This window comes from Cellulosimicrobium sp. 72-3, assembly GCF_013127315.1.
GTDB classification, from domain to species: domain Bacteria; phylum Actinomycetota; class Actinomycetes; order Actinomycetales; family Cellulomonadaceae; genus Cellulosimicrobium; species Cellulosimicrobium funkei.
The window spans coordinates 1,959,128-1,979,218 of sequence record NZ_CP053419.1; the positions used below are offsets into that span (position 1 = coordinate 1,959,128).

Here is a 20,091-nt window from a genome sequence, read left to right on the forward strand (position 1 = left end):
GTCAGTTCTCCGCGGTCTCGAAGGTGTGGCCGGAGTAGTCGGCGTGGTGCGGGTTCTCCCAGATGACGGTGCCGCCCATGCCGAGGCCGACGCACATGGTCGTCAGGCCGTAGCGCACCTCGGGGTGCTGCTCGAACTGGCGCGCGAGCTGCGTCATGAGGCGCACGCCCGACGACGCGAGCGGGTGGCCCATGGCGATGGCGCCGCCGTACTGGTTGACGCGCTCGTCGTCGTCCGCGATGCCGAAGTGGTCGAGGAACGCGAGCACCTGGACCGCGAACGCCTCGTTGATCTCGAACAGGCCGATGTCGTCGATCGTCAGGCCCGCGGACGCGAGCGCGCGCTCGGTCGCGGGGACCGGCCCGATGCCCATGACCTCCGGGTCGACGCCCGCGTACGCGAACGCGACGAGGCGCATGCGCGCCGGGAGCCCGAGCTCGTCGGCGACGTCGCCCGCGGCGAGCAGGCACGCCGTGGCGCCGTCGGTCAGCGGCGAGGCGTTGCCCGCGGTGACCTTCCCGCCGGGGCGGAACGGGGTCTTGAGGTCGCGGATCGAGTCGACCGTGGTGCCGGGGCGGGGGAGCTCGTCGGCCGTGGCCAGACCCCACCCGAGCTCGGTCGACCGGGTCGCGACCGGCACGAGGTCGGGGGAGATGTCACCGTTCGCGAGGGCCTTGGCGTACTTGGCCTGGCTCGCGACGGCGTACGCGTCGGCACGCTCCTTGGTGAGGTGCGGGTACCGGTCGTGCAGGTTCTCGGCCGTCGCGCCCATGACGAGCGCGGAGGAGTCGACGAGGCGCTCGGCGACGAACCGCGGGTTCGGGTCCGACCCCTCGCCCATGGGGTGGTGGCCCATGTGCTCGACGCCGCCCGCGACGACGACGTCCTGCGCGCCCACGGCGACGTTCGCCGCGGTGGTCGTGACCGCGGTCATCGCGCCCGCGCACATGCGGTCGATCGCGAAGCCGGGCACCGACTTGGGCAGCCCGGCCAGCACGGCGACGCTGCGGCCGAGGGTGAGGCCCTGGTCGCCGGTCTGCGTCGTCGCGGCGAGCGCGAGCTCGTCGATCCGCTCCACGGGCAGCTCGGGGCGGCGGCGCAGCAGCTCGCGGACCGTCTTCACGGCGAGGTCGTCCGCGCGGGTCTCGGCGTAGATCCCGTCGGGGCGAGCCTTGCCGAACGGGCTGCGGACGCCCTCGACGAAGACGACGTCGCGCACGGGGCGTCGGCGCGAGCGCTGGGTAGCCGCCTGGGTGGGTGCCGAGGTGGGAGAGGGGGCCTCGTTGGCCACGGTCATGGCATCTCCATCCGATGCAGATGGTCGGGACGGCGGTGTCCGGAGCGGCACCGCTCGGGGGTCGTACGTGCGATACACGCTACCGCGGGTATCGGGAAAGCACGAGACCGATGCTACGACATGAAGAGACCCGGTATCGCATCGCGCGATACCGGGTCTCTTCGAGGTTCGGGGTGGCCGGGAGTCCGCCTCAGCGGCTCCCGCGGAGCTTGCGCACGACCTTCTTCGCGGTCGGCAGGCCCTTGTTCCACGCGGAGTACCACATCGAGAACGGCACGTCGACGCTGTGCACGAGCTCGTCGTCGTGCTGGGCGAAGCTGCGCTTGAACTCGCTGATCCCGTCGTTGAGCAGACCGTTCATGTCGTACCGGACCAGACCGGCCTGCTGCGCGAGGGTGATCGCGTGCCACTTCACCGGCGCGTTCGCGCGGAGCTTGCGGCCCGCGTCGTTGATGCCGCCGTAGAGTTCGAACGACGTCGTCGCCGACGACACGCACCACACGAACGACACCGGGGCGCCCTCGGAGAACGCGGCGACGAGCACCGAGTGCTCGCCGAGCTCGCGGTGGATCGCGAGGTAGTACTCGTCGTCGTGCAGCGCGAAGCCCGCTCGCTCGGCGGTCTCGTGGTAGACGTCGAGCACCTGGCGCACCTCGGCCTCGTCCGTCACGCGCCGCACCTCGAGGCCGGTGCGCGCCGCCTTGCGGATGTCGTACCGCGTCGACTTGCCCATGGCCTTCGTCAGCTCGTCCTCGGACTTGGTGAGGTCGAGGATCAGCGTCACCGGGTAGAGGATCGGGTTCGCCGCGGGGCGGGCGTCGGGCAGCGCGAGGTGCGTCCCGACCGGCCAGTCGGGCTCGATCGTGACGCCGACGCCGCCCACCGTCGTCTTGCACCACGCGACGACCGCACGGGTCACGGCGTCGCGCGTCGCGTCGTCGCCCACGCCCGGGCCGGCGCCCCAGCCGTCTCCCGCCGGCGCGATCACGGGCCCACGGGGCACGTGGCACAGCGCCTTGAACTGCGCCGGGAGGGACCGCACGAGAACCTGCGCCAGGCCGCGGACGCGGCCGTCGCCGTCCACCGCCTCCACGCGGTGCGGGGTCCAGGCGCCCGTGGCCTTGACCTCGCCCCAGCCCCACAGCTGCAGGGGGTGGCCGCCGAGCTCGTTCACCCGGGCGTCCCAGGAGGCTCGGTCGGTGACTGTCCGGATCGTCAGGTTCGCGTCGTGCACGCGGACGACCCTACCCTCCCGCTACCGCTCGCCGGAGCGCTCGAACGCGTCCGCGAGCGGCTCCGCGACGAGCCCCACCTGCCACTCGCGCGCCCCGCGGCCGCGCAGGAACGCGGCGATCCCCGCCGCGTCGGCGGGCTCCGGCGGCGTCCAGCACAGGCGTCGCAGGGCGTCGGGCTGGAGCACGTTCTCGACGGGCAGTGCGTACCGCTCGGCGAGCTCCTGCACGACGCCGCGCGCCGCGTCGAGGCGTGCCGCGGCGCCCGGGTCGCGGTCCGCCCACGCGCGCGGCGGGGGCGGGGCGTCCGTGCGCGGCCCGCGCGTGGTCGGCAGCGCGCTCGCGGGCAGCGCGAGCGCGGCGTCGACGGCCCGCTGCCAGTACGCCGCCCGACGGCGCGTGCCCTTGCCGGCGAACGGCGGCAGCTCCACGAGCTGGCCGGCCGTGCGCGGCAGCGCCTCCGCCGCGGCGACGATCGCGCGGTCGGGCAGGACCCGGCCCGGGGCGATGTCGCGGGCCCGGGCCGTCGCGTCGCGGGCCTCCCACAGGCTGCGGACCACGGCCAGGCGCCGCGGGTCGCGCAGCGTGTGCGTGCCGGACGTCCGACGCCACGGCTCGGGCCGCGGGGCCGGCGGTCCCGCGGTACGGACGGCCTCGAACTCCTGCGCCGCCCAGTCCGACTTGCCCGCCTCGTCGAGCCGCTCCCCGAGCGCCCGGCGCAGCGGGACGAGCACCTCGACGTCGAGCGCCGCGTACCGCAGCCAGTCCTCGGGCAGGGGCCGCGTCGACCAGTCCACCGCCGAGTGCTCCTTGGCGAGGCCGAGCCCGAGCACCTCGGCGACCACCGCCGCGAGGCCGACGCGCTCCATCCCCAGCAGGCGGGCGGCGAGCTCGGTGTCGAAGACGCTCGCCGGGACGACCCCGTGCTCCGCGAGCCCCGGCAGGTCCTGGGACGCGGCGTGCAGGACCCACTCGGCGTCCCCGACCGCCTCGCGCAGCGGCGACAGGTCCGGCACGGCGACCGGGTCGACGAGCGCGGTGCCCGCGCCCTCGCGGCGCACCTGCACGAGGTAGGTGCGCTGGCCGTACCGGTAGCCGGACGCGCGCTCGGCGTCGGCGGCCACGGGGCCGCTCGCGGCGGCGAACGCCTCGACGACGCGCGCGAACGCGGCGGGCGTGTCGACGACGGGGCCGACGCCGTCGGACGGCTCCGTCAGCGGGGTGACGACGGTCGGGGCGCGCTCCGCCCCGGGTGCGGCGTCGAGCGGAGGGGGAGCGGGTGCTGCGGTCGAGCTCATGAGCCCACGGTATTGCGTCGCGCGGGGGGTCGAGCACCGAGGGGGGTCACGCCCTCGGGCAGCGGCGGCAGCCCGGCGGCCGTGCACAGGAGCTGCGCCCACGCCGCGAGGTGGTCCCCGAGGTCGGCCGTGCCCGGGCCCGGCGCGACGGGCGTCCACGACGCGCGCATCTCGAGCTCGACGTCGTTGTGCTTGCCGGACAGCGCCCCGAAGCTCTGCGACAGCACGCGCGTGACCGTGCCGCCCTCCGCGCGCACGACGGCGCCCGTGTCGTGCAAGGCGTCCTCGAGCCACGTCCACGCGACCTCGGCGAGCACGTCCTCCGCCGCCATCTCCGGCTCCAGCGTCGCGCGCACGAGCGTCACGACGCGGAACCGGCCCTCCCACGCCTCCTGGCCCGCCGGGTCGTAGAGGACGATGAAGCGCCCCGACGCGAGCTCGGGGTCGTCGGAGCGCGCCGCCTCGACCTCGCCCGTGAGCGCGACCGACCACGGCGCGATCCGGCGCGGGGCGGGGACTTCGCGCAGCGTCACCTCGGGTCGCAGCCGTCGCGCGCCGAGGGCGTCGAGGACGGCACGGAACTCCGGGGGAGCGTCGGTCCCGTGAGGGGTGGTCACCCCGGCACAGTACGAGCGGGAGGGGCGGGTCGGACGCACGCCGCGCGGGTGTCATCGAATCGTGACCCCGACTTCGTCACGATCCCTGCGGGTGACCGGATCGTGGCACCGCCGGGGCGCGACGGCGCCCGAGGACTAGGCTGGCAGCGTATCCATCCCCGGTGCACCCGGCCGCGCGCCCGCGCCCGGCCCGGTTCCGCGCCTTCCCGCGCGCAGCCGTCGTGCGCCGGGACCGACCCTCGAGGAGCAGGGAAGCAGATGTCAGCACGCGCACAGATCGGTGTGACCGGACTCGCCGTCATGGGTCGCAACCTGGCCCGCAACTTCGCCCGGCACGGCTACACGGTCGCGGTGCACAACCGCTCGTACGCCAAGACCGAGTCCCTGATCGCCGAGGCGGGCACCGAGGGCGACTTCGTGCCGTCGGAGTCGATGGCGGACTTCGTGGCCTCGCTCGAGCGCCCGCGCAAGGTCGTCGTCATGGTCAAGGCGGGCGCGGCGACCGACGCGGTCATCGACGAGCTCGTGCCGCTGCTGGAGGAGGGCGACATCGTCGTCGACGCCGGCAACGCGCACTTCCCCGACACGATCCGCCGGGAGAAGGCGCTCGCGGCGCTGGGCCTGCACTTCGTGGGCACCGGCGTCTCGGGCGGCGAGGAGGGCGCGCTCAACGGCCCGTCGATCATGCCGGGCGGCACGCGCGAGTCGTACCAGAGCCTCGGCCCGATCCTCGAGGACATCTCGGCGAAGGTCGACGGCGTGCCGTGCTGCACCTACGTCGGGCCCGACGGCGCCGGCCACTTCGTCAAGATGGTGCACAACGGCATCGAGTACGCCGACATGCAGCTCATCGCCGAGGCGTACGACCTGCTCAAGCAGGGGCTCGGCGCGTCCGCGCAGGAGATCGGCGAGATCTTCGCGCAGTGGAACACGGGCGACCTCGAGTCGTTCCTCATCGAGATCACCGCGGACGTGCTCCAGCACGTCGACGCGGAGACCGGCAAGGCGTTCGTCGACGTCGTGCTCGACCAGGCGGAGCAGAAGGGCACCGGCCGCTGGACGGTGCAGAACGGCCTCGACCTCGGCGTGCCGATCACGGGCATCGCCGAGGCGACGTTCGCGCGCGCGCTGTCCGGCTCGGTCCCGCAGCGCGAGGCCGGCCGCGCCGCGCTGCCCGCCGACGCCGCGGCGTGGGACGTGCAGGACCGCGACGCGTTCGTCGAGGACGTGCGCCTCGCGCTCTACGCGTCGAAGGTCGTCGCGTACTCCCAGGGCTTCGACCAGATCGCGGCCGCGTCGGCCGAGTACGGCTGGGACATCGACCGCGGCGCGATGGCCCGCATCTGGCGCGGCGGCTGCATCATCCGCGCGCGCTTCCTCAACCGCATCACCGAGGCGTACGAGCGCGACGCGCAGCTCCCGCTGCTCCTCGCCGACGAGTACTTCACCGGCGCGGTCGGCAACGGCCTCGCGGCGTGGCGTCGCGTGGTGGCGCAGGCCGCCCTCAACGGCGTGCCGACGCCCGCGTTCTCGTCGTCGCTCGCCTACTACGACGGCGTGCGGGCCGAGCGCCTGCCCGCCGCGCTGATCCAGGCGCAGCGCGACTTCTTCGGCGCGCACACCTACCGCCGCGTCGACAAGCCGGGTGTCTTCCACACCGAGTGGTCGGGCGACCGCACCGAGTCCGACGCCTGACGTTTTCCCCGACGTCCCGACGGCGGTCGTCGCGCTCCGGCGCGGCGGCCGCCGTCGCGCGTCCCGGCCCGCACGTCCTGTCGCCCGCACGTCCCGTCGCGCGGCCGGTCCCCGTGCGCGTGACGAGCGGCTCGGCCCGGGCGGCCCGCCGACGTGGCAGGCTAGGCGCGCGGGCCGCTGCGTCGGCCCCGACCCCTGACGCCGGACGACACGGAGAACGATGAGCCGCCACCCGCAGGACGCGACCGCGACGAGGATGCTCGCCGACCGGACGGGCACCGACCCGGCCGACTGGTTCCTCGTCTTCAAGGCCCGCTACGGGATGGAGGTCGTGTTCCGCGCGCTCGCCGAGGCCCGGGGCCCGGGCGACGTGGTCACGCAGGTGTTCACGTGCTCGACGGCGGTCGACCCGGTGCTCGTGGCCGGGCTGCGGCCGGTCTACGCCGAGGTGTCCCCGGCGACGGTCGCGATCGACCCCGACCGGCTCGCCGTCGGCCCGGACACGCGGGCGGTCGTGCTGCAGAACACGTTCGGCATCGTCGACGAGGCGGCGGCGCGGCGCCTGCGCGACGCCGCGCGCTCCGTCGGGGCGCTGCTCGTCGAGGACAGCGCGCACTGCGTGGGGCGCCTCGCGCGCGACGCCGACGGCACGCCCGTCGCCGACGTCTCGTTCCACTCGTTCGGCGTCGAGAAGCTGCTGCCCACGCGTTTCGGCGGGGCGGTGTGGGTGAGCCCCGCGCTCGACCCGGCGCTGCGCGCCGCGACGGTGGCGGCGCTCGACGCGCTGCCCGTCGTCGGGCCGCGGCTCGACCTCGCCGCGCGCAGCTTCCGCACCCAGGTGCGCGTGCTCAACCGCCTGCCCGGCGCGGCGGCGGGCAAGGTGCGCGGTGCGCTCACGGCCGTCGGGGCGTACGAGCCTGCGATCGCTCCCGTGGAGAACCGGGGCGGGCTCGCGCACCCGCCGCAGCGCCCGTCCGCGTGGGTGGTGGACCGCATGGTCGACGCGCTGCGGTCCAGCGGCGACACCGAGGCGCGCCGCGCCGACACGGTCGCGGAGTACGTGCGCGGGCTGTCGGGCGTCGTCGAGGTCCCGGCCGGGATCGGGGAGCGCGCGCCGCTCGTGCGGTTCCCGTTCTTCGCGCCCGACGCCGCGACCGCCGACCGTCTGGTCGCCGAGCTCACGGCCGCCGGGTTCTACGTCGGGAAGTGGTACCGGCCGGCGCTGTTCCCGGGCCCGGACGACCCCGCGGTCTACGGGTACACGCCGGGCGACCCCGCGCTCGCGACGACGGAGGACCTCGTCGCGCGCGTCGTGAACCTCCCGACCACGGTCGGCGTCGCGACGGCGCGCCGCCTCGTCGAGGCCGTCCGGTCCGCCCTGGGCGCCTGAGCCCCACGACCAGGCGGTCCACATCGGCCGACCAGGTGATCCCGGCGCGTCCGCGACACCGGACGGGCCAGGACCACCTGGTCGGCGCCGGACCCGGCCAGGGTTAGGCCGACGGGCGCGAGCGCGCGAACTTCACGTAGTCGAGCGTGTGGCGCAGGTCCACGCGCCACACGTCCAGGCGGCGGCGCAGGCTGCGGTCGGGCGCGTACCGCAGGGTGTGCCACACGCCGTGCTTGCGGGCCTTCTTCACGCGGTGGCGCAGCGACACCGGGACGAGCGCCCGGACGACGGGGTAGGGCACGTTGACCCACAGGCGCGCGTCCGACGTGACCTGCTCGGGCAGCTCGCGCCCGTACACGAGGTCCTCGACGTAGCAGCGCGCGAGGTTGCCGCCGGCGGCCATCGTGTAGAAGCTCGCCGCGCCCTGGCGCAGGTTGACCTCGAGGATCTTGCTCGTGCCGGTGCGGCGGTCGTACATGACGTCCAGGTTCGCGGCGCCGACGTAGCCGAGGCTGTCGAGCAGGTGCCGGACGGACTCCGTGAGCCGGTCGTCCTTCATCGTCACGACGGCGTTGTAGTTCCCGACGAGCTTCGGGTCGTACTCGCCGAGCACGATCTGGGCCGCGGACAGGAACCGCAGGCGGCCGTGGCGGTCGGAGTACGTGTTGACCACGCGCATGACCGACTCGTCGCCCGCGAGGTACTCCTGGACGATGAGGTCGTCCGTGTAGCCGGCGGCGTAGATGCGGCGGCCGACGTCGCGCAGCTCGGCCGCGTCCTGGACGAGGTACACCTTCTTCTTGCCCTCGAACCGCAGGCGCGGGTAGGTGTCGGTGTCGGCCGGCTTGAGGATGAGCGGGTACGGGAAAGGCAGGTCCTCGCCGAAGCCGGGGTCGTCGACGTCGGCCGCCGTGGCGATCACCGTCTCCGGGTGCGGCACGCCGAGCTCCGCGCACGTGCGCGCGAAGTCCGTCTTGTTCATGAGGCGCGCGGCCAGGTCCTCGCCGACGAGCGGGATGACGTAGAGGTGCTCGAGCTCGGCCCGGTGGGCGATGACGACGTTCGTGTAGAACTCGATGTTCGCGATGAGCAGGCGCTTGCGGCCCGGGAACTCCTCGGCGAGCTCCCGCAGGACGGCGACGATGCGCTCGGGGTCGTCGAAGTCGCGGTAGGTGCGCACGTCGACGATGCGGGAGTCCGCCGTCTCGCGCAGGGGGAAGCGGCCCAGGGCCAGCGTGCGGACGCCGTACGCCTCGTGCAACGACCTCGCGATGTTGTAGGTGTTGAGGTTGGTCCCCAGGACGATGGGGAGGAACTCGGCGTTGCCGTACGTCATCGCGGAGGGTCGTCCGTTTCTCTGTCGGGTCGGCGGGCGTCCGCCATCCTACGGTCCGCGCCGCCCGCTCCCCGGGACGCGGGCGCCGTAGGATCCACGGGTGACGTCGCGACCGGACCAGGACCACGCCCAGCCCCTCGTCGGAGTGCTCGGAGGTGTCGGGCCGCTCGCCACGGCCTACTTCCTGCAGCTCCTCGTCGCGCTCACGGAGGCCGAGCGCGACCAGGACCACGTGGACGCCGTCGTGCTCAACCACGCGACGATCCCCGACCGCACGGACTTCATCCTCGGGCGTTCGGACGCGGACCCGGGCCCGGTGCTCGCGCGTGACGCGGAGCGGCTCGAGCGCTTCGGCGCGGACTTCCTCGTCATGCCGTGCAACACCGCGCACTACTTCACGCAGCAGGTGCTCGACGCGATCAGCGTCCCGTTCGTGTCCATCATCGACACGACGGTCGACGCGGCGCGGGCGCGGGTCGACGACCTGCGGGCGGTGGGCCTGCTCGCGACGGCGGGGACCGCGGCGTCGGGCGTGTACCAGGACGCGTTCGCGCGCCACGGGGTCGAGGCGCTCGTGCCCGACGACGCCGACCAGGCGCTCGTGTCGCAGATCATCTACGAGCAGGTGAAGGCGGGGCGGCCGGTCGACATCGAGACGTTCCGCGCCGTCGCGGGGCGGCTCGTCGAGCGCGGGGCCCAGGTGATCGTGCTGGGCTGCACGGAGCTGTCCGTGGTCGCCGTCGACCACGACCTGCTCGCCGACCCGCTCTACCTCGACTCGACCGACCAGCTCGCCCGCGCGACGATCCGCCGCGCCGGGCACCGCGTCCGCGGGACGTGACCCCGCGGGTCCGCCGACCGCCGGGCCGGCCGGCGCGCTCGTCGGCCGGACGCGCGGAGGATCAGCCCAGCTCGCTCGTGCCCGAGTAGAGGTGCAGCACGGGGACGTGCAGCTCCTCGCGCGCGCGGGAGGCCCAGTCGGTGTGGAACGTGTCCTCGACCGCGTGCGGGTAGGTCACGACGACGATCTCGCGCGCCCCGCCGGACGCGACGGCCGTGCGCAGCGCCGGCAGCGGGTCGTCGTCGACGACGACGCCGTCCGCCTCGCGACCCGCCGCGCGGAGCTCGGCCACGCTGCGCTCGAGCTGCTCGCTCGCCTCCGCCTTCGCCGCCGTGGGCGAGGGCTCGCGGCCCAGGACCTCGTCCCACGCCTCCTTGAGCTCGCCCACGCTGAGGTGGTCGATGATCCCCGAGATGACGTTGCGCTCGGTGTCCGCCGGGACCAGCACCCGGTAGGCGAGCTGCTCGTCCTCGTGCAGCGACAGGATGTGCTGCACGTCGGCCGGGTTGAGCGTGTCTTCGGTCAGGACGAGGATCGTGTCGGTCACGCGGGTCAGCCTAGCGGGAGGAGCCAGCGCGCGGCGGTCGTACCGGCGGGCGACCCGGGCCGGTCCTCGGGGGCGTGCAGCAGGTGGGCGAGGCGTGCCCCGCGGGGGAGCGCCGTCGTCGTCCCGGGAGCCGCGGCGCCGCCGACGATCCGGCCCGGCCCGGGTCCTACGAGCGTCGGGGTGGTCGTCACGCACAGCTCGTCGACGAGGTCCGCGGCGAGGAGGTCCGCCAGCAGCGACGGGCCGCCCTCGGTGAGCACGCGCGTGAGGCCGCGACCGGCGAGCGCGGCGAGCCCCGCGGCGAGGTCGAGCGCGTCGTCCGCCGCGTCCTGCCCGACGACGAGCACCCGGTCAGCGGGCACGTCGCCCCGGGCGGTGGCGGCCCCGGCCGGGCCGGTCAGCACGAACGGCGGGCGGTCCGTCCCGGCGAGCGCCGGGGGCACGCGGCCGCTGCGGCTGACGACGGCGAGCTCGAGCGGGGCGTCGTGCAGGTGCCGCAGCCCGCGCGGCCGGCCGAGCGGGGTGTAGCCCTCGGCGCGCGCCGTGCCCGCCCCGACGAGCACCACGTCCGCCAGCGCCCGCAGGACGCGGAACACGCGCCAGTCCGCGTCGTCGTTGATCGACCCCGACCGCTCGTCGGGGCCCCACGCCGCCCCGTCGACGCTCGCGACCATGTTCGCGCGCACGACGCTCGCCCCGCGCACCGGCGTCCCGTAGGCGTAGAGCGCGGCGAGCCGGTCCTCGCGCGGGTCGGGCGGGAGGTGCTCCGCGGCGGGCAGGAGCACGTCGAGCGCGGGGAGGTCGGTGCGCCCGCCGGGCGCGGCCGGCCCGCCGGGCGGGGTGGTGGTCGAGGTCACAGCGGCCAGGCTAGCCGCAGGCGTAGGCTGGATCCTCGTGACTGCGCCCGCCTCCGGTGGTTCCTCGGCCCCGGCAGCCCTCCCCGGCACCGCCCGCGCGTCGGCCTCCTCGCCGACCCCCGGCGGGCCCGTCCGCGCCCTCGCCGACGTCCGGCCCTCGGTACCTCCCGCCCGGCTCCTCGCCGACCTCGTGCCGCCGCGGCACTTCGCCGACGCGCGGTTCTCGACGTACCGCGCCAACGCCGCCTACCCCAGCCAGGCGCGAACCGTCGCGCGGCTCGAGGAGGTCGCGACCGCCGTCGTGAAGCCCGCGCGCAAGGGGCTGTTCGGCGCCCGGAAGCAGACCGCGCCCGCGGTGTACATGGACGGCGGGTTCGGCGTCGGCAAGACCCACCTGCTCACGTCCCTCGCGCACGCCGTGGGCCTCGACGTCAGCGCGTACGGCACGTTCGTCGAGTACACGAACCTCGTCGGCGCGCTCGGCTTCCGGGCGACGGTGGACGCGCTCGCCACGAAGAAGCTCGTGTGCATCGACGAGTTCGAGCTCGACGACCCGGGCGACACCGTCCTCATGTCCCGGCTCCTGCGCGAGCTCGCGGACCGCGGCGTGGCGCTGGCCGCGACGTCGAACACGCTCCCCGAGGCGCTCGGCGAGGGCCGCTTCGCCGCCGAGGACTTCCTGCGCGAGATCCAGGCGCTCGCGGCCCGGTTCGAGGTGCTGCGCGTCGACGGCGAGGACTACCGGCACCGCGCGGTCGTCACGGACTCCGCGCCGCTGCCCGAGGCCGACGTGCGGGCGGCCGTCACCGGCCGGCCCGGCGCGACCCTCGACGTGTTCGACGACCTGCTCGCGCACCTGTCGCAGGTCCACCCCAGCCGGTACCGGGCGCTGCTCGACGGCGTCGAGGTCGTCGCGCTCACGGGCGTGCACCCCGTCACCGAGCAGTCCGCGGCGCTGCGCCTCGTCGTGCTCGTCGACCGCCTCTACGACCGCGACGTGCCCGTGCTCCTCGCCGGGACCGACGCGTACACGGGGGAGCGGAGCCTGTTCACCGAGGAGATGCTGCGCGGCGGGTACCGCAAGAAGTACTACCGCGCGCTCTCGCGCCTCGGCGCGCTCGCGGAGGACGGCCGCACGGTCGCGCGCGGCGCGGCCTGAGCGTCACGTCGCGGCGAGGCGCGCCTTCTCGACCGCGACGTCGAAGTCGGCCGGGGGCCACCCGAGGTCGAGGCCGCGCAGCGCGTCGAGCAGGAGCTCGCTCACCGCGAGGCGCGCGAACCACTTCCGGTCGGCCGGCACCACGTGCCACGGCGCGACGTCGGTGCTCGTCCGGTCGAGGACGGCCTGGTACGCCTCCTGGTACGCGGGCCACTTCTGGCGCGAGTCGACGTCGTTCGGGTTGTACTTCCAGAACTTGTCCGGGCGCTCGAGCCGCTCCATGAGCCGCGCGCGCTGCTCCTCGTAGGAGACGAGCAGGGCGACCTTGACGATCGTCGTCCCCGCCGCGGCGACCTCGGCCTCGAAGCGGTTGATCTCGTCGTAGCGCGACTCCCAGACCTCGGGCGGCACGAGCGCGTCGACGCGCGCGACGAGCACGTCCTCGTAGTGCGACCGGTCGAAGACGCCGATGTACCCCGGCTCGGGCAGCGCGCGGCGGATCCGCCACAGGTAGTCGTGCCGCCGCTCCTCGGGCGTGGGCACCCCGAACGACCGGTGCGCGACGCCCTGCGGGTCGACGAGCCCGACGACGTGCCGCACGATCCCGCCCTTGCCCGCGGTGTCCATGCCCTGCAGCACGAGGAGCACCGACCGCGACCCGCCCGAGCGGCCCTCCGCGAAGAGGCGCTCCTGCAGCTCGGACAGCTCGTCCGCGTGCTGCGCGACGAGGGCCTTCCCGGCGGCCTTGTCGCCCGTGAACCCCGGGGTCGACGCGCGGTCGAACGCCGCGAGGTCGAAGCCCTCCGGCACCCGCAGCGCCCGCTCCGGCGGGACCTCCCAGGCGCCCTCCGCGCCGCCGCCGTGCGTGGCCTTCGTCTTCGTCGTCGTCGCCATGGGCGCGAGCGTAGTCACCCGCGCGCCAGGACGGCGACCGAACGCGCGGGCAGGTCGACGTGGTGCCGGCCCGCCCGGGTCGCCGGGTCCCAGGCGGCGAGCACGCGCGGCGTGCCGCCGAGCGCGAGCCGCAGGCGCCGCGGGGCGTCCCCGAGGTTCACCGCGACCGCGACGGTGCGCCGGTCCACGACGAACGCGGGCCCGCCGTGCGGGGCGGCGCCCGTCGTCGGCTCCTCGCCCGACGCGTCGTCGTCCGGGCCGCCCGGGCCGTGGACGCGCACGAGCGAGAGGTCGCCCGAGCGCACGTCGGGCCGCGACCGCAGTGCCACCAGGTCCCGGTACCAGGCGAGCAGGCGCGCGTGCTCGCCGCGCTCCCGCTCGGACCAGTCGAGGACGCTCGCGTCCCGCGTCGAGCGGGCCTGCGGGTCGGGCACGGGGTCGCCGCCGCCCCACCCGTGGTCGGCGAACTCGGCCGCCCGGCCCGCGCGGACCGCCTCCGCGAGCTCCGGCTCCGCGTGGTCCGTGAAGAACTGCCACGGCGTGGACGCGCCCCACTCCTCGCCCATGAACAGCATCGGCGTGAACGGCGACACGAGCACGAGCGCCGCGGCCGTCGCGAGACCGCCGCCGTCGAGCGTCGCCGACGGCCGGTCGCCGTGCGCGCGGTTGCCCACCTGGTCGTGGTTCTGCGCGCTCACGACGAACGCGTGGCCGTCGGTCCCGGCGGGGACCGGGTGACCCCAGTCGCGCCCGCGGAACGTCGAGAACGTGCCGTCGTGCACGAACACGCCCGTGAGCGCCTTGCGCAGCACCGCGACCGAGCCGAAGTCGACGTAGTAGCCCTGGCGCTCCCCGGTGAGCAGCGCGTGCACGGCGTGGTGGACGTCGTCCGCCCACTGCGCGCGCATCCCGCGCCCGCCCTGCTCCACGCCCGTCACGGTCGCCGGGTCGTTCTCGTCCGACTCGGCGACGAGCGTCAAGGGCCGCCCGAGCTCCTGCTCCACGCGGTCCACGCGCCGCGCGAGCTCCGCGAGGAGGTGCGTGGGGGAGTCGTCGACGAGGGCGTGCACCGCGTCGAGCCGCAGCGCGTCCACGTGGAACTCGACGAACCACCGCTCGGCGTTGTCGATCACCCACTCGCGCACCTCCCGGCTGCCCGGGCGGTCGAGGTTCACGGCCGAGCCCCACGGGGTCGTGTGCGCGTCCGTGAAGTACGGGCCGAACTCCGGCAGGTAGTTCCCCGACGGGCCGAGGTGGTTGTAGACGACGTCGAGCACCACCGCGAGCCCCCGGGCGTGCGCGGCGTCCACGAACCGCTGGAGCGCGCGCGGGCCGCCGTACGGCTCGTGCACCGCGTACAGGTGCACGCCGTCGTAGCCCCAGCCCCGCTCGCCGCCGAACGCCGCGACCGGCAGGAGCTCGACCGCGCCGACGCCCAGCGCGACCAGGTGGTCCAGCCGGTCGATCGCTGCGTCGAGCGTGCCCTGCGGCGTGAACGTCCCGACGTGCAGCTCGTAGAGCACCTCGCCGCGCACGTCGCGGCCCGGCCACGCGGCGTCCGTCCAGGCGAACGCCGGGTCGAACGTGCGGCTCGGCCCGTGCACCCCGTACGGCTGCCACGGGCTGCGCGGGTCCGGCCGGCCCGGACCGCCGTCGACGGAGTACCCGTAGTCCGTGCCCCACGGCAGCTCGTGGTCGTACCCCCACCAGCCCGGCACGTGCGCGCCCACGAGGCGCAGCGGGAGGCGCTCGGCGCCCTCGAACGAGCCCGAGCCCTGCTCCGGAAGCAGGAGCTCGACGCTGCGCGCCGTCGGCGCCCACACCACGGGCCGCGGCCCCGGCACGGCGAGCAGGGGCGTGGCCTGGGGTGCGGGGACGCGCGGGGGCGGGGCCGGTGTGCCCGCCGTCATGGTGCGCCCTCGCCGGTCGCGGCGGCGACCTCGCCCGTCGCCGCGGCGCTCGCGGCGGAGCCCGGCGCGACGAGCAGCGCGACCGGCAGGTCGGCGAGCAGGTCCGCGACGCGGACGCTCCCGGCCGGGTGCTCGCGCCCGGTGAGCACGTCGACCCACGTGCCCGTGCCCGCGGGGAGCGCGACGACGTGGTCGCGCCATCCGCCGAGGCGGTCGACCGTCCCGGCGAGGCGGGTCGCCACCGTGACGACGTGCGCGTCGGCCGCGTCGTCCGGACTGTTGCCACCCGACGCGTCGGCGGTCGCGGGCGTCCCGACGGGGGCGGCGGCCGGGGCCGTGCGAGCGAACGCGAGCGCGCACGGCGTCGACGACGCGACGGGCGCGTACCCGGCCCCGTCGCCGACGAACGCGGCGGCGAGGGCGCGGCGCACGCGCAGGGCGCGCGCCGTGACGAGCAGCTTCTCGTCCGCGAGCGTGCGCGCGGGCGCCCCGCCGTCGAGCCGGGCGAGGCGCTCGGTGAGGTCGTCGACGTCCACGGGGCGGCGGTTGTCCGGGTCGACGAGCGTGGGCGCGTACGACTCGGCGCCCTGGTAGACGTCCGCGACGCCCGGGGCCGTGAGCCGCGTGAGCGTGATCCCGAGGCTCGCGGCGCGCAGCTCCTCGCGGTGCTCGCGCGCCCACCGGGCGAACGCCCCGGTCACGGCGGGGTCGGCGAGCGCGCGGCGGGCGAGCTCGGCCACGGCCTCCTCGTACGCCTCGTCCGGGCTCGTCCACGAGGTCGCGACCTTCGCCTCGCGCAGCGCCTTGCGCAGGTAGTCGACGAGCCGGTCGGGAGAGATCGCGGCCTCGGACGTGCCGTCGGGCGCGTCGTCCGGCGTGGTCGCGTCGGGGAGCCAGGTCCCGGCCACGGTCTGCCACAGCAGGTTCTCGGCGAGACCGTCGACGAGGACCCCGCGGTAGGGGGCGGTCGCCGCGCGCACCTCGTCGACGAGCCGCGACCACGCGCCCGCGTCCTCGGACAGCACGCCGAGGGCCGCGCGCGTGTCCTCGCCGCGCTTGGTGTCGTGCGTCGACCCGGCCGTGAGGGCGTGCGGGGTGAGCGCGGCGAACCGCTGCGCGAACGCGTGCCAGTCGTGCACGCCGAGGCTGAACCGGTCCGGCTCGCCCCCGACCTCGCACAGGCTCACGAGCTCGGTCCAGCGGTAGAACGCCGTGTCCTCGACGCCCTTCGCCGTCACGGCGCCGCACACCTGCTGGAAGCGCACGACGAGCTCGTCGCGGCGCGCCTCGCGCCGTCGTCCCGCGCTGCCGACCTCGCGGCCGAGCACGAGGTCCACGACGACGGCGAGCGTCTCCGCGCGCTGCGGGTCGAGGTGCGCGCGGGCGCGCTCGGCCGCCTCCTCGACGGCCCGGACCGCCTCGTGCCGCGGCGGGGTGCCCGGCACCACGTACGCCCGGTAGCGGTCGAACGCGACGAGCAGCTCGCGCAGGCACTGGTGCAGGCCGCGCCACGTGTGGTCGCGCAGGCGCGGGTCGTCGTGGCAGACGGCGGCCGCCAGGTCCGTGAGCCGGTGCACCTCCGCGTAGAGCGGCCCGGCGACGACCTCGCGCTTCGCCTCCTCGACGAGCGCGCCGAGGCCGCCGGGCGGCGCGCCCGTGAGGCGCGTCATCACCGCGTCCAAGCCCGACCGGCCGCCCGGGTCGACGAAGAGCTGCTGCAGGCGCCACGCGACGTCGTAGCCGGTCGTCCCGACCGTCGCCCAGTCGGGCGGCACCTGCTCCTCGCCCGCGAGGATCTTCTCGACGACGACCCACGCGCCGTCGGTGCGGTCGGCGAGGCGCTGGAGGTACTGTGCCGGGTCCGCGAGGCCGTCGGGGTGGTCGATGCGCAGGCCGTCGACGACCCCGGACGTGACGAGGTCGAGCACGAGCGCGTGCGTCGCGTCGAAGACCTCCTCGTCCTCGACCCGGACCGCGACGAGCGACCCGACGTCGAAGAACCGGCGGTAGTTGAGCTCCTCGTCGCCCACGCGCCAGTAGGCCAGCCGGTAGTGCTGGCGCTCGACGAGCTCCGCGAGCGGCAGGTCCTCCGTCCCGGCGCGCACGGGGAACACGTGGTCGTAGTAGCGCAGCACGCGCCGAGGCCCGGGCGTGCCCGGGACCTCGACCTCGTCCAGCACGAGCTCGCCCGCCGCGAGCACGTCCCCGAGGCGCGCGCCGAGGACGGGCATGAGGACCGCCCCCTCGCCCGCCGACCAGTCGACGTCGAACCACCGGGCGTACGGGGAGTCGGAGCCCTCCTCCAGGACCGACCACAGCGCACGGTTGTGCCACGCGGGCGTGGGGACCGCCATGTGGTTCGGGACGACGTCGAGCACCATGCCCAGGCCCGCGTCGCGGGCCGCGGCCGCGAGCCGGCCGAGGCCCTCGCGCCCGCCGAGCTCGTCGCTGATCCGCGTGTGGTCGACGACGTCGTACCCGTGGGTCGACCCGGGCGCTGCCTGGAGCACCGGCGAGAGGTAGAGGTGCGTGACGCCGAGGGTCGCGAGGTACGGCACCTGGCGCGCGGCGTCGTCGAACGTGAGGTCGGGACCGAGCTGGAGCCGGTACGTCGAGACCGGGACGCGGGGCGGCGCGCCCGGCGTGCCGACGGGGGAGACGGCGGTCATCGCAGCGGCGGGCGGGTCAGGACGATGACGCTGCGGCCCGTCACGGACACGGTCTCCCCGGGCTGCAGCACCTCGCCGACGTCGACCGTGCCGTCGGTGTCCAGCACGACGTCCCAGCTCTCCCCGTACGCCGCCGGCGGCACGGTGAAGTCCAGGTCCTCGGAGTGCGCGTTGAGCAGCAGCAGGAACGAGTCGTCGACGATCGGCTCGCCGCGCCGGTCCTGCTCGGGGATCGCGTCGCCGTTGAGGAACACCATGACGGTGCGCGCGTAGGCGTGGTCCCAGTCCTGCTGGTCCATGCGCGAGCCGGTGATGTCGAGCCACTCGATGTCCGGGAGGTCGTCCGGACCCTCGGGCGTGCCCGGCTCCGCGCCGTCCTGCCGGCCCACGAAGAAGCGCCGCCGGTGCAGCACGGGGTGGTCGCGGCGCAGCCAGACGACCCGGCGCGCGAAGTCGAGGAGCGCGGCCCGCTCGTCGTCGAGGCCCTCCTCGCCGCCCCAGTCCATCCAGGTGATCTCGTTGTCCTGGCAGTAGCCGTTGTTGTTGCCGCGCTGGGTGCGCGCGATCTCGTCGCCGTGCGCGAGCATGGGCACGCCCTGCGACAGCAGCAGCGTGGCGAAGAAGTTCCGGCGCTGGCGCGCGCGCAGCGACCGCACGTCGGGGTCGTCCGTCGGGCCCTCGGCCCCGCAGTTCCAGGACCGGTTGTGGCTCTCGCCGTCGTTGTTGTCCTCGCCGTTCGCCTCGTTGTGCTTCTCGTTGTAGGACACGAGGTCGTTGAGCGTGAAGCCGTCGTGCGCGGTGACGAAGTTGATCGAGGCGATGGGCTTGCGCCCGCCGTGCTCGTAGAGGTCGGACGAGCCCGTGAGGCGGCTCGCGAGCTCGGGCAGCGTCGAGGGCTCGCCGCGCCAGAAGTCGCGCACCGTGTCGCGGTAGCGCCCGTTCCACTCGGTCCACAGGGGCGGGAAGCCGCCCACCTGGTAGCCGCCGTCGCCGAGGTCCCACGGCTCGGCGATGAGCTTGACCTGGGAGATGACCGGGTCCTGCTGCACGATGTCGAAGAACGCCGAGAGGCGGTCGACCTCGTGGAACTGGCGCGCGAGCGTGGCCGCGAGGTCGAAGCGGAACCCGTCCACGTGCATCTCGGTCACCCAGTACCGCAGCGAGTCCATGATGAGCTGGAGCACGTGCGGCGAGCGCATGAGCAGCGAGTTGCCCGTGCCGGTCGTGTCGAAGTAGTGCGCCTCGTCGCCGTCCACGAGCCGGTAGTAGGCCTTGTTGTCGATGCCGCGGAAGCTCAGCGTCGGGCCGAGGTGGTTGCCCTCCGCGGTGTGGTTGTAGACCACGTCGAGGATGACCTCGATGCCGGCCTCGTGCAGCGCCTTGACCATGGTCTTGAACTCCATGACCTGCTGCCCGCGCGTCCCGTGGGCCGCGTAGCCGTTGTGGGGCGCGAAGAACCCGATGGTGTTGTAGCCCCAGTAGTTCGACAGCCCCTTCTCGACGAGCGTGGGGTCGTTGACGAACTGGTGCACGGGCATGAGCTCGACCGCCGTGACGCCCAGGGTCACGAGGTGCTCGACGACGGCCGGGTGCGCCATGCCCGCGTAGGTGCCGCGCAGCTCGTCGGGGACGTCCGGGTGGAGCATCGTCATGCCCTTGACGTGCGCCTCGTAGATGACGCTGTCGTGGTAGTCCCGGTTCGGCGGGCGGTCGTGGCCCCAGTCGAAGAACGGGTTGATGACGACCGACATCATCGTGTGCCCGGCCGAGTCGTCGTCGTTGAGCGGGGGAGCGGGCGGGGGCGCGTCGTCCTCCTCGCCCTCGGCGGGCTCGCCGGCCTGCGCGACCTCGTCCGCGTCGGCGAAGCGGTAGGAGAACAGCGACTCGTCGCCGTCGATCTGCCCCTCGATCGCCTTCGCGTACGGGTCGAGCAGGAGCTTCGCCGGGTTGCAGCGGTGGCCGTTCGCGGGGTCGTAGGGGCCGTGCACGCGGTAGCCGTAGCGCGTGCCGGGGCCCTTGCCCGGGAGGTAGACGTGCCAGACGTGCGCGTCGATCTCCTCGACGTCGACGCGGGTCTCGTTCCCGTCGTCGTCGAAGAGGCAGAGCTCGACGCGCTCGGCGATCTCGGAGAAGAGCGCGAAGTTGGTCCCCGTGCCGTCGTACGTGGCGCCGAGGGGGTAGGGGTGGCCTGGCCAGGTCTGCATGTCCCTGAGGATGTCACGGGGTCCTGTTCGCTGTCGTCGCAGGAGGCCCCTCGGTGACGCGATCGATCTCGACCGGGGTCTCCCCCGCGACCAGGACAGGAATAGTGTGCCAAGCGGCGATCGCCCTGATGGTCGCCCCGCCCGT

15 protein-coding genes are annotated in these 20,091 nt (G+C 74.8%); 4 read left to right on the forward strand and 11 right to left on the reverse strand.

Going from position 1 to position 20,091, the window contains the following annotated elements:
* Window position 1: 1 nt before the first annotated feature.
* The 4 genes from HKK73_RS08835 to HKK73_RS08850 all read right to left on the reverse strand — a co-directional run bounded on the left by HKK73_RS08835 (window position 2) and on the right by HKK73_RS08850 (window position 4,444).
* Window positions 2–1,297, reverse strand: coding sequence for a thiolase family protein (locus HKK73_RS08835; protein WP_085388024.1), 1,296 nt, complete (start codon window positions 1,295–1,297; stop codon window positions 2–4).
* Window positions 1,298–1,487: 190 nt separating this feature from the next.
* On the reverse strand, window positions 1,488–2,531 hold the full coding sequence (locus HKK73_RS08840; protein ID WP_228485323.1) for a peptidoglycan bridge formation glycyltransferase FemA/FemB family protein: 1,044 nt from the start codon (window positions 2,529–2,531) through the stop codon (window positions 1,488–1,490).
* Window positions 2,532–2,552: 21 nt separating this feature from the next.
* On the reverse strand, window positions 2,553–3,827 hold the full coding sequence (locus HKK73_RS08845) for a ribonuclease D (protein WP_137280436.1): 1,275 nt from the start codon (window positions 3,825–3,827) through the stop codon (window positions 2,553–2,555).
* Window positions 3,824–4,444 carry a DUF3000 domain-containing protein gene (locus tag HKK73_RS08850; protein ID WP_171467830.1) on the reverse strand — a complete coding sequence of 207 codons (621 nt, stop codon included), beginning with the start codon at window positions 4,442–4,444 and terminating at the stop codon, window positions 3,824–3,826. The genes HKK73_RS08845 and HKK73_RS08850 overlap by 4 nt, the downstream gene beginning before the upstream one ends.
* Window positions 4,445–4,702: 258 nt before the next feature.
* Between HKK73_RS08850 and gndA the strand changes: the two genes are divergently transcribed.
* Together gndA and HKK73_RS08860 are read left to right on the forward strand one after the other, a co-directional pair.
* A complete protein-coding gene (gene gndA / locus HKK73_RS08855; RefSeq protein ID WP_085388022.1) occupies window positions 4,703–6,139 on the forward strand; it encodes an NADP-dependent phosphogluconate dehydrogenase in 1,437 nt (478 codons plus the stop codon).
* Window positions 6,140–6,359: 220 nt separating this feature from the next.
* Window positions 6,360–7,529 carry a DegT/DnrJ/EryC1/StrS family aminotransferase gene (locus HKK73_RS08860; protein WP_051028331.1) on the forward strand — a complete coding sequence of 390 codons (1,170 nt, stop codon included), beginning with the start codon at window positions 6,360–6,362 and terminating at the stop codon, window positions 7,527–7,529.
* Window positions 7,530–7,632: 103 nt separating this feature from the next.
* On the opposite strand, the gene HKK73_RS08865 is transcribed toward HKK73_RS08860, so the two are convergent.
* Window positions 7,633–8,865, reverse strand: a complete 1,233-nt coding sequence (locus HKK73_RS08865) for an ATP-grasp domain-containing protein (RefSeq protein WP_137280438.1) — start codon at window positions 8,863–8,865, stop codon at window positions 7,633–7,635.
* 100 nt (window positions 8,866–8,965) lie between these two features.
* Between HKK73_RS08865 and HKK73_RS08870 the strand changes: the two genes are divergently transcribed.
* Window positions 8,966–9,706, forward strand: a complete 741-nt coding sequence (locus HKK73_RS08870; protein ID WP_051028332.1) for an aspartate/glutamate racemase family protein — start codon at window positions 8,966–8,968, stop codon at window positions 9,704–9,706.
* Between the two features lie 61 nt (window positions 9,707–9,767).
* Here HKK73_RS08870 and HKK73_RS08875 read toward each other — a convergent pair whose 3' ends face one another.
* Together HKK73_RS08875 and HKK73_RS08880 are read right to left on the reverse strand one after the other, a co-directional pair.
* Window positions 9,768–10,253, reverse strand: a complete 486-nt coding sequence (locus tag HKK73_RS08875) for a hypothetical protein (RefSeq protein WP_085388019.1) — start codon at window positions 10,251–10,253, stop codon at window positions 9,768–9,770.
* A 5-nt stretch (window positions 10,254–10,258) separates the two neighbouring features.
* Complete coding sequence (locus HKK73_RS08880; RefSeq protein WP_171467831.1) at window positions 10,259–11,110, reverse strand: dihydrofolate reductase family protein; 852 nt, start codon at window positions 11,108–11,110, stop codon at window positions 10,259–10,261.
* Window positions 11,111–11,147: 37 nt separating this feature from the next.
* Here HKK73_RS08880 and zapE point away from each other — a divergent pair, with 37 nt between their 5' ends.
* On the forward strand, window positions 11,148–12,269 hold the full coding sequence (zapE, locus tag HKK73_RS08885; RefSeq protein WP_043656975.1) for a cell division protein ZapE: 1,122 nt from the start codon (window positions 11,148–11,150) through the stop codon (window positions 12,267–12,269).
* A 3-nt stretch (window positions 12,270–12,272) separates the two neighbouring features.
* Here the strand turns inward: zapE and HKK73_RS08890 are convergent, their stop codons facing one another.
* Genes HKK73_RS08890 through glgX form a run of 4 tightly spaced genes read right to left on the reverse strand, consistent with a single transcriptional unit; the run spans window position 12,273 to window position 19,946 of the window.
* Window positions 12,273–13,163: a polyphosphate kinase 2 family protein gene (locus HKK73_RS08890; RefSeq protein WP_051028334.1), complete on the reverse strand. Its 891-nt coding sequence runs from the start codon at window positions 13,161–13,163 to the stop codon at window positions 12,273–12,275.
* Window positions 13,164–13,177: 14 nt separating this feature from the next.
* Window positions 13,178–15,073, reverse strand: coding sequence for a malto-oligosyltrehalose trehalohydrolase (treZ, locus tag HKK73_RS08895; protein WP_051028335.1), 1,896 nt, complete (start codon window positions 15,071–15,073; stop codon window positions 13,178–13,180).
* Window positions 15,070–17,742 (reverse strand): malto-oligosyltrehalose synthase, encoded by a 2,673-nt coding sequence (treY, locus tag HKK73_RS08900; protein ID WP_171467832.1) that lies wholly within the window; start codon window positions 17,740–17,742, stop codon window positions 15,070–15,072. The genes treZ and treY overlap by 4 nt, the downstream gene beginning before the upstream one ends.
* Window positions 17,739–19,946 (reverse strand): glycogen debranching protein GlgX, encoded by a 2,208-nt coding sequence (gene glgX / locus HKK73_RS08905; RefSeq protein WP_171467833.1) that lies wholly within the window; start codon window positions 19,944–19,946, stop codon window positions 17,739–17,741. Before glgX ends, treY begins: the two co-directional genes overlap by 4 nt.
* Window positions 19,947–20,091 lie beyond the last annotated feature (145 nt).